The organism is Parafrankia sp. EAN1pec (genome assembly GCF_000018005.1).
Lineage (GTDB): Bacteria > Actinomycetota > Actinomycetes > Frankiales > Frankiaceae > Parafrankia > Parafrankia soli.
On record NC_009921.1, the window covers coordinates 5,046,775 to 5,062,700 of the forward strand.

General features: G+C 72.1%; 10 protein-coding genes. 3 read left to right on the forward strand and 7 right to left on the reverse strand.

Going from position 1 to position 15,926, the window contains the following annotated elements; genetic code table 11:
- Window positions 1–14: 14 nt before the first annotated feature.
- Together FRANEAN1_RS20600 and FRANEAN1_RS20605 are read right to left on the reverse strand one after the other, a co-directional pair.
- A complete protein-coding gene (locus FRANEAN1_RS20600; RefSeq protein ID WP_020461755.1) occupies window positions 15–1,259 on the reverse strand; it encodes an amidohydrolase in 1,245 nt (414 codons plus the stop codon).
- Between the two features lie 134 nt (window positions 1,260–1,393).
- Complete coding sequence (locus tag FRANEAN1_RS20605) at window positions 1,394–1,864, reverse strand: amidase family protein (protein WP_020461756.1); 471 nt, start codon at window positions 1,862–1,864, stop codon at window positions 1,394–1,396.
- 514 nt (window positions 1,865–2,378) lie between these two features.
- Between FRANEAN1_RS20605 and FRANEAN1_RS20610 the strand changes: the two genes are divergently transcribed.
- The gene (locus FRANEAN1_RS20610) at window positions 2,379–3,509 is read left to right on the forward strand and encodes a DUF2637 domain-containing protein (protein WP_020461757.1); all 1,131 of its coding nucleotides are present in this window, start codon (window positions 2,379–2,381) and stop codon (window positions 3,507–3,509) included.
- 35 nt (window positions 3,510–3,544) lie between these two features.
- Here FRANEAN1_RS20610 and FRANEAN1_RS20615 read toward each other — a convergent pair whose 3' ends face one another.
- On the reverse strand, window positions 3,545–4,063 hold the full coding sequence (locus tag FRANEAN1_RS20615; protein ID WP_020461758.1) for a MarR family transcriptional regulator: 519 nt from the start codon (window positions 4,061–4,063) through the stop codon (window positions 3,545–3,547).
- Between the two features lie 152 nt (window positions 4,064–4,215).
- Here FRANEAN1_RS20615 and FRANEAN1_RS20620 point away from each other — a divergent pair, with 152 nt between their 5' ends.
- Window positions 4,216–5,730, forward strand: a complete 1,515-nt coding sequence (locus FRANEAN1_RS20620; RefSeq protein ID WP_020461759.1) for an MFS transporter — start codon at window positions 4,216–4,218, stop codon at window positions 5,728–5,730.
- Here FRANEAN1_RS20620 and FRANEAN1_RS20625 read toward each other — a convergent pair whose 3' ends face one another.
- Both FRANEAN1_RS20625 and FRANEAN1_RS20630 read right to left on the reverse strand, forming a co-directional pair.
- Complete coding sequence (locus FRANEAN1_RS20625; RefSeq protein WP_020461760.1) at window positions 5,731–7,095, reverse strand: histidine kinase; 1,365 nt, start codon at window positions 7,093–7,095, stop codon at window positions 5,731–5,733.
- Window positions 7,096–7,154: 59 nt separating this feature from the next.
- The gene (locus FRANEAN1_RS20630; RefSeq protein ID WP_020461761.1) at window positions 7,155–8,942 is read right to left on the reverse strand and encodes a histidine kinase; all 1,788 of its coding nucleotides are present in this window, start codon (window positions 8,940–8,942) and stop codon (window positions 7,155–7,157) included.
- Window positions 8,943–9,422: 480 nt separating this feature from the next.
- Here FRANEAN1_RS20630 and FRANEAN1_RS20635 point away from each other — a divergent pair, with 480 nt between their 5' ends.
- Window positions 9,423–12,299: a TIR domain-containing protein gene (locus FRANEAN1_RS20635; protein WP_020461762.1), complete on the forward strand. Its 2,877-nt coding sequence runs from the start codon at window positions 9,423–9,425 to the stop codon at window positions 12,297–12,299.
- On the opposite strand, the gene FRANEAN1_RS20640 is transcribed toward FRANEAN1_RS20635, so the two are convergent.
- Window positions 12,253–14,559 carry a DUF3488 and transglutaminase-like domain-containing protein gene (locus FRANEAN1_RS20640; RefSeq protein ID WP_041254489.1) on the reverse strand — a complete coding sequence of 769 codons (2,307 nt, stop codon included), beginning with the start codon at window positions 14,557–14,559 and terminating at the stop codon, window positions 12,253–12,255. The genes FRANEAN1_RS20635 and FRANEAN1_RS20640 overlap by 47 nt on opposite strands.
- Before the next feature lie 107 nt (window positions 14,560–14,666).
- Window positions 14,667–15,890: a DUF58 domain-containing protein gene (locus FRANEAN1_RS37265; protein WP_049795712.1), complete on the reverse strand. Its 1,224-nt coding sequence runs from the start codon at window positions 15,888–15,890 to the stop codon at window positions 14,667–14,669.
- Between the last annotated feature and the right edge of the window lie 36 nt (window positions 15,891–15,926).

Here is a 15,926-nt window from a genome sequence, read left to right on the forward strand (position 1 = left end):
CGGAGGCTGGTCGATCAGTCCGTGCCATCCGTGGACACCGTCGTGAACTCCGCCCGTGCCGCCGCCAGCAGGCCCGGCTCGGTGAGCAGGCCGGTGACCACCCAGGCCAGCCCTGCCGCCGCGACCTGGGTGCGGTCGTGGGCGAACGCCGTGGCCGCCGCCTCGCGCAGTGCGTCGGAGTGACCGGGCGTACCGACCTCGGCGATCTGGATGTACGGGTGGATGACCGGCAGCAGCTGGGAGAGGTTGCCGATGTCGGAGGAGCCGGCGGGGCCGCGCGGGTCACCGGGCGCGATGTCCACACCCAGCGCGCGCACCGCCGCCGCGAACCGCTCGGCGAGCACCGTGTTGTCGCGGCGCTCCGCATACAGCGGGCCGGTCTCGGTGACCTCCGCCGCCGTCCCGGTGGCGAGCGCCGCGCCCGCGGCCGCCGCGCGGACCCGCTCGACCAGTTCCTCGACCGAGGCTGCCGTGCCGTCCCGGACGTACAGGTCCACCGCGGCGTGGGCCGGGACGACGTTCGGGGCCTGGCCGCCGTCCGAGATGATGCCGTGCAGCCGGGCGCTCGGCGGGACGAACTGGCGCATCGTGTCGAGTGCGTTGAGGAACAGCTGGGCTCCCGCCAGCGCGCTGCGCCCCGACCAGGGCGAGAGGGCCGCGTGCGCGCTCGTCCCCGCGAACGCGACCCGCAGGTGGGCCGCGGCCAGCCCGGGCCGGCCGGTCAGCGACCGGTCGCCGGGATGGAACATCACCGCCGCGTCGACGCCGTCGAAGACCCCGGCCTCGGCGAGCCGGATCTTGCCCGCGCCGCCCATCTCCTCACCGGGCGTGCCGATGACGGCGATAGTGCCGGGGTGGGCGGGCAGCGCGCGGACGGCCGCGATCGCCGCGCCCGCACCCCCGGCCGCGATGAGGTTGTGCCCGCAGCCGTGCCCGACACCAGGCAGCGCGTCGTACTCTGCGAGGACGGCGACGCACGGGCCGGGCTCCGCCCCCTCGTGCACGGCCACGAAGGCGGTGTCCAGGCCGCCCGCCGGCACCCGGACGGTGAAACCGGACTCCCCGAGCCAGCCGGTCAGCACGTCCCGGGCGTGAAACTCGGCGAACTTCAGCTCCGGCCGGGCGTGGATGGCCAGGCTCACCGCGTCCATCCGGGGCCGCAGCACGGCCAGCGCGGCCGAGATGCTCTCCAGCACGGACTCGATCGCGGGCCCGGCCTGCCCGGTGCGCGCGGTGGGTGAGGCAGACGTGGCGGGCATGAGGACTCCCCTCGTCGGGCACGAGCCGACACGCCACGGGTGGTGACGATTCGTCGTGCTCGTCGAGACTGCGCCCGCCCGGACCCGGCCAGCCCCACGTTGCCGCGGCCCCGGTAACCCCGGCGCGGGACGGCTCAGCCGTGGCCGGCGTGCACCGCCGGGTGCGGGGCGCCCAGGGCAGCGCCCGTTCGAGCTGGCCGGCGACCCGCAGCAGCAGGTCCTCCCCGGCCGTGCGCGGCGACGAGCTGCACCCCGATCGGCAGCCCGTCGGCGCTCTCCCCGAGCGGCAGGCTGATCGCGGGCTGGCCGGCGATGTTGAACACGGCGGTGAAGGGCCCGTGGTCGAACAGGGTCCGCAGCCAGCCCTCGACGGTGTGGCCGTCCTCGTCGTAGTCGAGCGTGCCGTGCGGCGCGGGCGGCCGTGCCAGGGCTGGCGTGACCAGCAGGTCGGTGTCCGCGAAGAACCGGGCGACCGCCCGACTCACCCGTCCGGCCGCGTTCAGCCCGGCCACCCGGAAGCGGGCCATGAGCTCGTGGTCCTCCTGGGCCGGCACACCCGGGCCGAGGGCGCGGCTGCCGCAGTAGAAGGGAACTCCCCGGGCCATCGGGCCGATGGGTTTCCGGCCTGCAGCGGGGCCGCGGGCCCGCTGGGACGGCGCTACCCGGAGTACGTCACCCGGAGTACTTCGTCAGCACGCGGAACGTCAGGAAAACACCGGGTGGAAATCCCGGGAAAACGTCGCCGGTATGCGCTCGCCGGTATTCCGGGCCGGGGGCGCGGTGTTCGGACGGCCGTTCATCGAGCGGGCACCGGCGCGACAGCGGGCGTTCGACCCCACGTCCCCAGCGTCGGCAAGTGCGGCCCGACTGCCCTGACCCCGCGCGGAAACCTGCTGGTCACGATGCTCGTACAGGCTCGCGGGAGACGCCGCGGGCGGTCGCCGGGACAGGTACTCCCGCGGAGTTTCGCAGGGAAACCTGACGGTCACCCTTTGGAGCCCCACCCGGCACCACGGTGCATAAGAACCGTACGTGCCGTTCGCAACTTCCGTCTCGTGTGCGATGGTTTGTGTCGAGAGGTTCCGGAACTGTTATTGACGGGCTGAAAAGGTGATCGGTGTGGTCGACGGACGTCCGGCGCAGGAGGCTCGGCGGGCCGGAGGCCGGGCGGAACGGGCCATCCGGATCACCACCGTGATCGCGGTGGCCACGGTCGCGGCCGTGGCGGGTTTCGTCTCCTACCGCCACATGCGCGGCGTCGCCCTGCAATACGGCGAGGACGCGATGACCTCGGCCGTTCTCCCGTTCAGCGTGGACGGGCTGATCGTGGCCGCGTCGATGACGATGCTGGCCGACCGGCGGGCCGGCCGGCGGCGTTCCTGGCTGTCCTACACACTGCTGATGCTGGGGGCGTGCGCGTCACTGGCGGCGAACGTCCTGCACGCCGAGCCGACCACCGCAGCCCGGATCATCGCCGGCTGGCCTCCGCTGGCGCTGCTCGGCTCGTACGAGCTGCTCATGCGCCAGATCCACCCGACCAGCCGGCGGACAGCCCGCCAGCAGGCCGCCGCCGCCGCGGCGCCGGCCGACGTCCCGGCTGTCGCTCCCCAGGCTGATGGCCCAGCTGCCGGTGGGCAGCCAGGCGGTGGGCAGCCGGTTCCGGCGCCGGGGTCCATTCCGCCGCAGCGGCAGCGGATGCCCGCCGTCGGCGGCGACTTCCCGGCTGGCACCCCCGCTCCCACCGCGACAGCTCCCGCCGCAGCCGACAACGCTGTGGCCGACAACGCGGTGGCGGTGGTCGACCTCTCGGTGACCGCACCCATGGTCACGCCCGCCCCCGCGACGGCCCAGGCCCTCGACCCGGCACCCGGGCGGACGCCTGCGCCGGGCCCGGCCGTCCCGACAGGTGCCTCGACAACCGTCCCGACAGGCGGGCCGGCGTCCACGGCCGGGGCCGGCTCCGCCGGCGGAGTGGACACCGCGGACTCCTCGGTGAAGCGTGAGGCGATCATTCGCGCGCTGGACGAGACCGGCGGTTCGGCGACCGCGGCGGTCACCCTGCTCGGCCGGTGGGGCATCACGGTGAGCAAGAGCTGGGTGTACCAGGTGCGCAAGGAGACCCGGCACGCCGACGTGCAGACCGGGCCGCTGGTCATGCCCACGCACCGTGCCCACCCCGCCAGCCGTGGGCGGCGGCGCGGCATGGCGCCCGACCGGCCGCTCGTGGCACCGACGACGACCAGGGGCTGACGCCCGCCCTTCGCCGGCCCCGTGCCCCGCGGTATCTAGAGGGCGCGCAGCAGCACGCGCAACGCCTGGTCGAACTGCTCCCGCTGCTCGACGGTGAGGTGGTTCGCCAGCCGCGCGATGTTGGCGGCGTGCCCGGTGAGCGCGTCGTCGATGACAGCGAGGCCCTTGTCTGTCAGCCCGACCCGGAAGCTGCGCCGGTCGTCGGGATCCAGGTTGCGCTTCACCAGGCCGGCGGCCTCCAGCCGGTCGAGCCGGTTCGTGATGCCGGCCCGCGACATCATCAGCGACGCGGAGAGCTGCGAGGGGATCAGCACGCACGGCGGGCCGGTGCGGCGCAGCGTGGAGAGCACGTCGAACTCGCCGGGAGTCAGGCCGTGCTTGTCCAGCTCGTCGTCCATGCTCGCGGTGAGCCCGGCGATGAACATCTTCATCCGGGCGAACATCCCCATCGCGCTCAGATCAAGGTCGGGGCGCTCGCTCTGCCACTGCTCGACGATGCCGTCGATCCGGTCGGGCTCCGCCCCACTGATGCACGCGTCCGTACCGCCGTCCATGCACCGAGCTTATTTGATCATCGATGGTTCGACCAGAAATAATTCGAGCCTGTACTATCAGGCCGCGTACTATTCGACAGCGAACCAGATGCCGGGCCACTCCCGGTGACCACATCGACTGACAGCAACCACCGGACACGAGGAGATCTTCCGTGACCGTTTCCACCGACGTCGTCGGCGACGGGCACCCGCCCGCCGCGGTCGGGTCACCAGGGGCGAGTAGCCAGCTCGACCCGCGACGCTGGCTGGCGCTCAGCATCATCGCGGTCGCCCAGCTCATGGTCGTGCTCGACGCGTCGATCGTGACGATCGCCCTCCCGCACGCCCAGAGCGACCTGGGCATCTCCACCGCCAACCGGCAGTGGGTCATGACCGCCTACACCCTGGCGTTCGGCGGCCTGCTCCTGCTCGGCGGGCGCATCGCCGACTTCCTCGGACGCAAGAGGATCTTCATCTGGGGGCTGGTCGGCTTCGCGGCCGCCTCGGCGCTGGGCGGCGCCGCCCCCAACGCCGAGTTCCTTTTCGCGGCCCGGGCCCTGCAGGGTGCCTGCGCGGCGCTCCTCGCCCCGGCGGCACTCTCCCTGATCACCGTCACGTTCACCGAGGGCAAGGAGCGCGCCCGCGCGTTCGGCGTCTACGGCGGGATCTCCGGTGGCGGCGCGGCGATCGGGCTCATCGTCGGCGGGCTGCTCACCGAGTACGCGTCCTGGCGCTGGTGCCTGTTGGTCAACGTCCCGATCGCCCTCGCCACCGCCGCGGCCGCGCTGCCCATCGTGCGGGAGAGCAAGGCCGAGGGCACGCCGAGCTACGACATCCCCGGCGCGGTGACCGTCACCACCGGCCTGCTCGCGCTCGTGTACGGGTTCACCGTCGCGGCCGACGACGGCTGGGGCTCGGCGACCACGATCGGCCTGCTCGCCGGCGCGGTGGCGCTGCTCGCGGTGTTCGTCGTGATCGAGATGCGCACGGCCGCCCCGCTGCTGCCGATGCGCGTGCCATTGGAGCGCAACCGAGGCGGCTCCTTCCTGGCGTCGCTACTCATCGGCGGCGGCCTGTTCGCGATGTTCCTGTTCCTCACCTTCTACTTCCAGTCGACGCTCGGGTACAGCGCGCTGCGCAGCGGCTTCGCCTTCCTCCCGTTCAGCGCGGGCATCATCCTCTCGGCCGGTCTGGCCAGCCAGTTCCTCCCCCGGGTGGGGCCGACGATACTAATGATCATCGGCACCGCGCTGGCTGCCGGCGGGCTGGTCCTGCTTAGCCAGATCGGGGCGGACTCCAGCTACGCGGGCCACGTCCTGCCCGCCGAGGTCCTGATCAGCCTCGGGATGGGCCTCGCGTTCGTCCCGATGTCCAGCGTCTCCCTGCTGGGGGTCGCCGACCACGACGCCGGTGTGGCGAGCGCGCTGGTCAACACCACCCAGCAGGTCGGCGGGTCACTCGGCGTCGCGCTGCTGAACACCGTGTACGCGACGGCGGTCTCGGACTACCTGGGCTCGCACGGCACCGGCGCGGCCGCGCAGCGGCAGGCGGCCATCGAGGGCTACACCACGTCGTTCGTATGGAGCGCCGTGCTCGTGGGGATCGCCCTGGTCGCGGTGATCCTGCTGGTCCGTGCGGGCCGGGACGACGTCCCCGCGGTCGACGGAGTGCCCGTCCACGCCGGATGATCACGCCCACGGGCTCAGGCCACGCCCCAGGTCGCGGACCTCCTGGTTCGCGGCGAGCAGGCCCTCGTGCAGCCGCCGCAGCACGGTCCGCGCCGCGACCGGGTCGGCCGCCGCAGCGTCCTCGGCCGCGGCGGCGGCCCGCTCGAGTTCGGCGAGCCGCCGCTGCATCCCCTCGTGGAGGTCGCGGGCCATCCGGCGGCGCTGCGCGGCCTGCGCGTCGGCCTCGCGCAGGTGCGCCTCCCGCGTCTCGACCAGCCGGGCCCGGACGGCGACCTGCAGCTGGGCGTTCTCCAGCGCGAGGCGCCCGGCCCGCAGCGCCGCGTCTGTGAACGCACCGTGATGACCGAGCGCGGGATCACCCGTCACCACGGCGAGCGGCTCGCCGTCCCGGGTGCGGACGTCGCGCGTCCAGCGGGGACCGCGCGGTTCCACCGGGGCGACGGCCGGCCGGCCGTCCACGTCGACATACCCCGCGCCGCCGGGCAACCGGAAGTGCACCTCGACCGTCGGGTCGTGCAGAACGGCACGCAGCGCGTCGCGGACGCTGCGCACGGTCGCCGGCGCGGCGAGACGGAGCACCCGGTCGGCGGCGGTGGCCACGCCGAGCGCGCGGCGGCCGGTGGCGACCACCAGCATCGCCGGGAACACCGACAGAACAGCGCCCTGCGACGCGACCGCCCCCAGCACCCGGCTCAGGTCATCGGCCTCGATGGCCGGTGCCAGCAGGGCCGCGCCGGCCATCACCACGCCCACCGCGAGCAGTACCAGCGGCGCGACGGCGCGCTCCGGGCCGCGCACCCGCCGGAGCCGTCGGATCAGCAGGACCGCGAAACCGACCGCGAGCAGCGGGTTGACCACCTGGTACGCGTCGCTGATCGCACCGAAGACGTCCTCGTCGGCCAGGGGCGCGGGCCACCAGACGTCCGGGGCGTACCCGTTCCACTCGGGCCGCGAGGCGAGGATGCTCCACAGCATCAGCGGCCCGAGCACGATCGCCGCCAGCACCACGATCGCCCGGTCGGCCCGCCCGATGAACCGCCCGTCGGGGTAGAGCAGCAGCGCGGTGCCGAACAGCAGGTAGAACTGGCAGCTGCCGGCGATGCCCAGCAGCGGCAGTACGCCGGTGTCCCAGCTCATCGTCCATGTCGTGAGCCAGGCGAGACCGGCCCCGGCGAGCAGGACGCCGGTGCGCCGCAGCAGCGCCGACCCGGCCAGCAGGACGCCGGCGGTGGTCAGCGAGCCGGCGACGAGAATGTTCAACGCCGCCAGCGCGGGCTCGTGACGCAGGTAGGGCCAGCCGGCGCAGAGCGTCCCCGCGGCGACCGCGGCACCGGCGCCCACCGCCGGCAGCAGCGGACGCGCCACCGCCCACCCCCGCCGGACCAACCGTGCCAACGGGTACACCACGTACCCCGGGCGCGGCGTCAGCGCGCACCGCCGACGGGGACGCTGACAAGTACCGTCGTCCCGGCACCGGGCGGGCTGGTCAGCAGCATGCTCCCACCCGCGGCGTCGGCCCGGTCCCGCAGGCCGGCCAGGCCCCCGGCGGTGCCGGCCGCGGCGCCGCCGCGGCCGTCGTCGCGGACCTCGGCCTCGAGCCGGGCCTCACCGCCGGTCAGCCGCACCCACACAGCGCCGGCCCCGGAGTGCTTCGCCACGTTCGCCAGCGCCTCGCAGACCGCGAAGTACACCGTGCGCTCGGCGAGGTCGCCGTAGGGGGCGGTGCCGGTGAGCTCGACGCGCAGGTCCACGGGCAGCCCCAGGCGGCCGGCCGCGTCCCGGACCGCCCCGGCCAGGCCGGCGGTACGCAGGATCTCCGGGTCCAGGCCGCGGGCGACGTTGCGGACCTCCGCGTTCGCCGCCAGCAGCCCCGCCCGGATGTCCCGGAACACCGATGCCGTGCTGTCCGGGTCGTCGTCGGTGGACCACTCCGCCGCGCTCGCCGACATCGCCAGCGCGAGCAGGCGCTGCTGCACACCGTCGTGCAGGTCACGCGCGATGCGGTTGCGCTCGGCGGCCTCGGCCTCCTCGACGCGCCGCTGGGCAGCCCGGGTCTCCACCAGCTCCGCCTGGATGGCGACCTGGAGCTGCGCGTTCTGCAGCGCCAGCCGCGCGGCCCGCAGCGCGGCCTCGGTGAACGGCACGTGCCGAAGCAGCAGCGGCCCGCCGGTCACCACCGCGAGCCGCTCCCCCGAGGTCGCCGTCACCTCCTGGCGCCAGGCCTGCGGCCGCCCGTCCGGGTCGGCCGCCTCCCCGTCGACGTCGACGAAACGATGCTCCTCGGGCAGCCAGAAGAAGACGTCCACCGTGCCGTCGCGCAGCACGCTGCGCAGCGCGTCCCGGACGGCGCCGACCGTCGCCGGGCCGCCGCCGAGACGCAGCATGCGATCGGCCGCCGTCGCCGCGGCGACGGCGCGCCGCACCATCGCGACGAGCAGCGCGAGCGGGAACACCGCCAGCGCGGCGCCCTGCGCGGCGATACCGTCGGCGACGTGCCCAGGCCGGTGGTTCTCCAGCGTGGGTGACAGCGCCGCCAGGCAGAGCACGACGACGCCCAGCACCGCGAGCGCGGGCGCGATCAGCGAGCGCTCCAGCCCGTAGAGCCGGGCGCAGCGCCGCACGAGCAGGCCGACGAACACCACCGCGAGCACCGGGTTGATGACCGTGTAGAGGTCTCTGACGAACCCGAACACGGCTTCGTCGGGCAGCAGGGACGGCCAGCGGACGTCCGGCGCGAACCCGTTCCACTCCGGTTCGGCCACGATGATCGCCACCACGGCCAGCGGGCCGAACACCACGGTGGTGGCCATGGCCGCCCACCAGTCCGCCCGTCCGGTGAGCCGCCCGTCCGGGTAGAGCAGCACCCCCCAGCCGAGCACGACGAAGAACAGCGCGTTCGCGAACAGGCCGATCGCCGGCAGCGGTCCGACCTCCCGACACAGCAGCCAGGTGGCGGCCCAGCACAGCCCGGCCGCGACGGCGAGCAGAGCGGTGCGGCGGAGCACGGCGAGGCTGGCGAGCAGGATCCCGGAGGTGACGAACCCGCCGGTCACGAAGGCGTTGACCGCGGCCGCCGCGGGCTCGGCACGCCAGTACGGCCATCCGGCGGCGAGGGCGAGACCGCCCGCCACCGCGCCGAGCGCGAGGGCCGCCGACGGTAACCGGTACCGGCCCCAGCGGTCCGTTGCCGGGCCGATCACGATCGTCGACACGGATCCCCTCCGCCGGCCGCCACGTGGCGTGGGCGGCTGTGCAGTTACGCGTTCACAGCGCGGTCACCGAAGCCGCCGCTCTGCGTGGCGATCGTCGCACGCTCACGGACAGCCACGGCCGTCGGGGATCACGCACCGCCCGGCCGGGGGACGGTTGATCGACCAACTGGGGGTCACAGCGATGATCGCCCGGCCCGGCCCGGCCCATCATCGGATTCAGATGCCCGCCCCACCGCATTCGGCTCCTGGACGGCGGTGTGGCGCTCGCGCGCATGCCACCACGAGCGCCCGTTACTCGAAATACTCGCCTCGCGGCGCGGCCACCGCGTCGATGTCTTACGGGAAGCAGCCTGATATAGTCCCGCGACGTCGTCTGGGGATGCTGCCGCCGATGGCAGCCCGGGGGCCCTGGGGGGATTCCTTGACCATATTTTTCCCATCCTTCGGATCCACGGCGATCCCGAAGTGAGATGGAACCGGATGAGCGTTTCATCGAACTGGGGGCGAGCCGGCTCCGCACATCACTACGATGCTTTCATCTCCTACACCGAGGCAGACGTCGCGATCGCCCGGGAACTAGAACGCGCAATCGCCTCGCATGTTTCTCCGGACCCCCGACTGAAGAGCCCGAGAGTCTTCCGGGACCGTACCAAACTAACTACCGCTCCACGGCTCGCCGCGGCCATCGAGCAGGCTCTCGATCGCTCGGAATACTTCGTGCTGGTGGCCTCACCGGACGTCGTCCATTCCAGGTGGGTACGGCTGGAGATCGAGGCGTGGCAGCGGAGGGACTACCGGTTCGAGCGACTCCTTGTCGTCCTGGCCGGGGAGGATCTTCGCACGTCGCTCCCCGGCCCACTCCGTGCGTTCTACTTTCCCGAGCGCGTCGACAGCACCGGGGACGCCCGACACACACCCCTGGAGCTCTCCCCCAACTACCTGTCCGTCAAGCCAGTGATCCGCTCACTGCACAAAAAGCACGGCAGACGCCCCAGCCGCCCGGGCCGACTGTCCCAGAACGCGACCGAAGAAGAGATAGGAGAGTTCGAGAGCCAGAGACAGAAATGCGAGGAATGGGACCAGAATGCCTCGTCCCTAATCACCAGCCATGACGAATTCGCCGCGAGCGCGGGCGAGATCACGGCACGCCTTTATAATGTCGACAAGGATGAGCTCGACCAGGCAAAGATACGCGAGGAGAGGAAGAAGAAGCGGAAGCGGCGCTGGCTGAGAGTCATTTCGGCGACGGCCACGGCAGGTATTCTGAGCCTCGTCGTGATCCTCTTGGCGCTACGGCAGGAGGCGGGCCGGCAGCGTTCGGACGCGGACCAGAAGCGTGCGGTAGCACGCTCCGAGCAGCTTGCCCAGACTGCCCGCGCCCTGCTTGAGACCTCGCCGAACACGGCGAGACAGATCAGCCTGGCCGCCTACGACGTCGCTCCGACAGCCACCGCGCGGAGCGCCATGATGGCGGCCGGCCGGGAGCCGGGAACAATCGATGCCCGGTCGGTGGGGGGACTGCGCCTCAGTCCAGACGGTCGCCTCCTCGCGATCGTCGAGACCGCCACGACCGACAACGTCGTCAGGCTCTGGAATCTTGCCACCCATCGTGTCGCCGCGACGGTCACCGGCCACCGGGGCAAGGTGAACGCGGTCGCCTTCAGCCCCGACGGCCGGCTTTTCGCGACTGCGGGCGACGATCATACGGCCCGGATCTGGTCGGTTGCCGACGCCGTCGCCGCGCGTGAGGTCAACGTTCTCCGGCCGGGCCTCGGGCCGCTCACGGCGCTGGATTTCGGAGCCGCGAACCAGTTGGTGCTTGGTAGCGCCCAGATTCGCTCGGTCGCCTCCGATCCAACGAGCCCCGGCAGAGAGATCGACAGTGCTACGAGTTCGCTGCAGGCCTGGGTTGGCGTCGAGGGGCGAAACCCCGTTGGGGGGCCTGTGCTGACAATGGACGGCGGGAATGTGACCTCAGTCGATGTCGCACCCGAGGGCGGGCGTCTGGTCGTTCACGCAGGCGCCACCATGCTGTGGGACGTCGGTCCGACGAGCATGATCACAGGCGGCCCGCTCACCCTGCCAGGGACGCGCGACACCGACATCTACGCCGATGACCGCCAGGATCTCGACGGGGACGGCTTCGCCGACCGTGTCGCCTGTTTCACCACCGGCGGCCGGGTCGTCGTCTCGGGCCCGCAGGTCTTCGATGTCGGTGCCGGCACCCTGGTTCGGGCCGCGTCTCCGCTGGGTGCATCACAGGACAGCCCGCTGGCAGCGGCCTGTGACAGCGGAGTCGTCAGCGCCGCGCCGGACATCCGGGGTGTCCGTGTCTGGTCAACGCCCGCGAACGACGCAGGTGCGCTGGTCGCCCGGCCGATACCCGATCTGGGCGAGGCACACGGCGCGACCGCAGTCCTGAGTACGGAGGGCGATCTGCTCGCTTTCGCGGAACCGGGCGGCGCGGTCCGCCTTATCGACATCCGTGACCCGGCCCGGCTTGGCCGGGTCCAGATCGAGCAGGCCGAGCCACGGAAGCCGGACCCGGGCATGTCCTACCGATCGGTCAGATCGGGTGAGCGCCATTCGAGCCGGAACGGGACGCTGGCGGTGATAATGGACGACAGTTCCACGACGGTGAGTTTCGGGGTGTGGGACTACTCGGACTCGGCGCATCCGCGCCGCACGGGAACGATCAATCTCCCGTCCAGGTCATCACCGGTGCCACCATCGATCAGCGATGACGGCAGGCGGCTGGCCATGTCGAACACCGTCAACGCGATCGACATCTTCGGGTTGGACGACCAGGATGCACTGGTCCACATCGGCCGATACGAGGCGTTCGGCGCGCAGATCCCGGGGGCCCCGGGCGCACGCTACGCGCCTATTCCCGGAACGTTCAGCGCGAACGGGCGCATCTACGCCGCACCGGTCACGGACGGCCCGCGGTCCATCCAGCTGTGGGAGGTGCACGAGGATCGCCTCACGGCAGTCTCCACCGTCCCGACGGCCGGAGAGGTACTAGCGCTCGACGACGAGGGCGACATGCTGGCCGTCGCGGATACGGACGGCACCGTGCGGCTCTGGGACCTGCGGGACATCCAGGCTCCTGCCCTCTACGTTGAGTTCACTGCCCTGCCCGACAGGCCTGTCACCGAGCTACGGTTCACCGGCGGTGACGACGCCGGAATGCGTGTCGGTGTCACGCAGGACGACACGGTCTCGTGGTGGGCTGTCAGTCAGGATGCTCTGGTTGACGATCTGTGCGCCGAGGTCGGTGACCTGCTGAGCGCCGACGAATGGCGCCGACTCATCGCCGACGTGCCTGCGCGCCGGCCCTGCGCAGCGCCCGGCTGAGGTGCCGTGGTGCTGCGCGCACCGCGGCACGGCGCCGACGGCGGCGCTCGGTCCGCAGGCGCTTACGGAAGCGCTGGTTCAGGTCCCACGCACGGTCCGCCTCCGCAGGTCGCGGATCACTCGCGGAAAAGAGCGCCCTCGCGGCGTCCGTGCCGAGTTCGGCGAGCGGCTCGGCGGCACGCTCGCCGTAGACCTCCCGAGCCTCGCGCACGACCTCGGCGCAGGTGTCGGAGGACAGGACCGTACGGCGCCGACCACCCATCGTCTCGACCGCGTCCCACCATGCCTCGATCAGACGACGGCGGGGCGACGCCTCGGAACGGGCGCGTCGGCGCCGTCGTTCCGCCCTGGTGGCCCACCACGCCCCGGTAACGGCAAGGCCGAGGACGACGACAATCACCGCTATAATCATGGCCCACACCGGGCGGTCGGGCCGGGGAAGCGGGGTACGCGGTGGAGCCACCCGCACACCATTCGCGGGCGGACTGAGCGTGGACGGCGTGGACGAATGCACGCCTGTATCAGGAGTCCCGGCTGACGGTAGCGGCGTCTCGCCGGTACCGGTGGCCGAGCTCGAGCCGAGATCCACCGGAACCCAGCCGACCTCGGCGAACCGCACCTCCGGCCAGACACGGACGTCACCGGCGTGGACAGCACCGTCAGATGCCGAACTGGGCCGGTCGAACCCGATCACCAGCCGGGTCGGGAGGCCGATGGTGTTGGCTGCCAGTGCGAACGCGGTCGCGAACAGCGCGTCGCCACCAACGCGGCTCGCCCCGAGGAACGCCTCGACATCGCCGAGTGAGCTGCCGGAGATCACGGTCCGATCAAGCTTCCGACCCTGGGCCAGCAGATCCGCAAGTACCGAAGCTCGTTTACCTGGGACGGCCGCCAACCGCGATGCCTTCTGCGCGATCGCCGTCAGGTCGCCCGGCGGCGCCACGTTACCCGGCAGAGCGAGAACGGGTTCGGCAATCGGGTCGACCGGCCGTTCGCCGGCCTCACGCAGGGTCGGTGCGGCGCCGAGTATCGACGTGATCTCCACCGTCCGGCCCGGCTCCAGGCGCGCGTCCGCGGAAAGGAGACCGTTCTCGAGGTCGACCGCGAGCGGCGCGCTGGTGCGCCGCCCGGCGCGCAGCCCGGACGCGTCGAGCCGGGTCGGCCAACCAAGGACCGGCAGGTAGGGGCCGCTCAGACGATCGATTGTCAGCGTGTGTCTGGCTACCGGTCCATCCACATCCTCCGGAGCTGGAACAGCGAGGCCCGCCGGGATGTAGCGGGACGCGCTGCTCCAGTTCCTGCCGTCGTAGCGGTCCAGGACGGCGAGACGCATTCGGTCCGGCGGAGCGCCCTCGATCAACGCATCGGTCGCCTCCAGCGTGAACAGCCGGGTCCGGGGCTCGGCCTGCCAGGCTGAAACGAGGGCCAGTAGGTCAACCTGCTGGACGGTCCGCGCCGGCGGCGACCGGTACTCGCGGACGTCGAACGGATCGGGGTCCAGCAAGGTGACCAGGGAGGCCAGACCGAACGAGCCAGCCGCAACGCAGGTGATGGTGAGGACCGCGACCAGGTGCCGCAGGCTTCCTGCCTTCGTTGACGGCCGCCGCCCAGTTCCGTGGGCCCGCCGCTGCGCAGGCGACGCGCCGGCCGCCGGCGGCGCACCCGCCACCGGTGCCGGTCCGGCGGCCCGGTCCCACCGCCCGGCCGACGGTCGGCTGACGGCTGCGATGAGCGCGAACACCGCGACCAGGACGGACGCGGTCGAGACGTGTGAACCAGGGCCGGGGAGGCTGATCAGGGTCGCCGCGACAAAAAGCATTGCGATCGGGGCCACCGGGGTCAGCGTGTCCCGTCCGGTGCCCGCGGCGACGAGCATGGACGCGGACGCGGCGGCGAGCCAGATCAGTGTCACCACCACCGCCAGCAGATCAGCTCGCGGCGGTGCGGGCAGTGTGATCTGTAACAACCGGTCCAACCCATGAGCCAGCGCATCGGGTACGAGACCGGCCGGAAACCATGCTCCGGACGGTCCGAAAACGGTCAGGACGAGGACGGCCAGCCACGCGGCGGTGGACGTCGCGGCCGTCAGCCAAACCTTCCGGGCCGGGGTGCTCACAGCCATGACGGCGGCTATCAACGGCGGCAGGACAGCCGCAAGCCCGACTGGCACAGCGACACGCGCGGTCAGCTCGAAGGCACCGCGGAATCCGGAGGCGGCGACGAGGGCTCCCAGGGCCACCAGGGCGAGGGGCGTGGCCAAGCGGGGCTGGTTGGACTCCGGTGCCCGCGGTGGACGCCCCCGTGAGACGATCCGCAGAGTCCGGAGCCGCTCCAGTCGTCGTAGGGCCGCTACCCTCCAGGTCACGCTCACCCAACCCACCGCGCCTGCCCGGTCAGCGCGCCCAACAGCCGCGGCCATGCCCGGACGACTTCTTCGGTGTCGCCGACGGAGAGAATGAGCAGGCCTGGTTCAGGAGTCATCCGCACCGAGGTCGGCCCACGTCCAACCCGCACGACGATGACCGGCGCACACAGACCAGTCAGGCCGGCTGCCACATCGAGGGCGTCCGGGCTCTCCGTTCCGGTCACCACCACCGCTGTCCCCGCGGTCCACACCGTGGCGCTCTCGCGCACTGTGGCGAGGAACCGCGCGACCCGGCTGCCGGCCGCGGGGTCTCCGGTGACCACCGGATCCGCTTCCGACGCCATGTCGAGAATCCGGCAGTGATCAGCGGGGTCCCCGTAGTGCGTCACCGTACGGCCGGACAGCGTGCCGAGGGCACCGCCAGAGCCAGCGCGCACCGCGCTGGCGGCAATGGACACGGCGCAGGTGAGTCCGTCCTCATACGCCTGATCACCATCAGCATCAGCCGGGTAGGAACTCCGACGATCGTCGAACAGGACCCAGGAGGTCGACGAGACCGAGTCGTCAGCGTTCTCCCGGACAAGCAACCGCCCGGTGCGGGCGCTGGAGGCGGCATGGACCTGGCGGAGGTCGTCGCCCTGTACATAGGCGCGAAGCCCGTGGAACTCCGTCCCATGATCGAGTAGCCGCGCCACCCCGTTCTCGATCATCCCGAGGTCGGAGGTCGGCGTCTGCAGGTCAAGGATCTCCGGATAGACCCGGACGACGGCCTCTCCACCACCCGTGGGCTCGGATCGGAGCAGTAGACCGAACCGGTCGCCCCGGCGCAGCGTCGCGGGGCTCAGCCGGTGCACGCCACGTTGCAGCGCGTGGATGCGTACGTCACACGTCCAGCTCGCACCAGGTGCCAGGGCTGGCAGCCGCACCCGTGTTGCCGCCGGCCCAAGCCGGACCAGTTCGACGTCCGCTCCCTGCGATCGGCTGTCTCGCGGGCTTTGGGCGGACACGGTGATCGTGACCCATTCGCCGCGGGTGGCCGTCGGCGGTGTCGGTGTCAGCGACAGCTCCGCGGTAGGGCGTCCGCGAACCGCGTGAGCCGCAGCGAGAAACAGCAGCAGCCCACCGATGGCGAGAACCGAGATCTCGACCGATCTGAGAAGTCCGGCGACGCCCGCGAGGATGACCACGCCGCCAGCCGCCTGGCGACCGACGGATGTGACGATCACCGACCCCGTGGTGCCCGACCGACGGCTCGAGCCAGG

Bases quoted from the DNA above. Each gene is read 5' to 3' on its own strand.
- FRANEAN1_RS20600 (WP_020461755.1), bottom strand. From the start codon at position 1,259: ATGCCCGCCACGTCTGCCTCACCCACCGCGCGCACCGGGCAGGCCGGG.
- FRANEAN1_RS20605 (WP_020461756.1), bottom strand. From the start codon at position 1,864: ATGGCCCGGGGAGTTCCCTTCTACTGCGGCAGCCGCGCCCTCGGCCCG.
- FRANEAN1_RS20615 (WP_020461758.1), bottom strand. From the start codon at position 4,063: ATGGACGGCGGTACGGACGCGTGCATCAGTGGGGCGGAGCCCGACCGG.
- FRANEAN1_RS20635 (WP_020461762.1), top strand. From the start codon at position 9,423: ATGAGCGTTTCATCGAACTGGGGGCGAGCCGGCTCCGCACATCACTAC.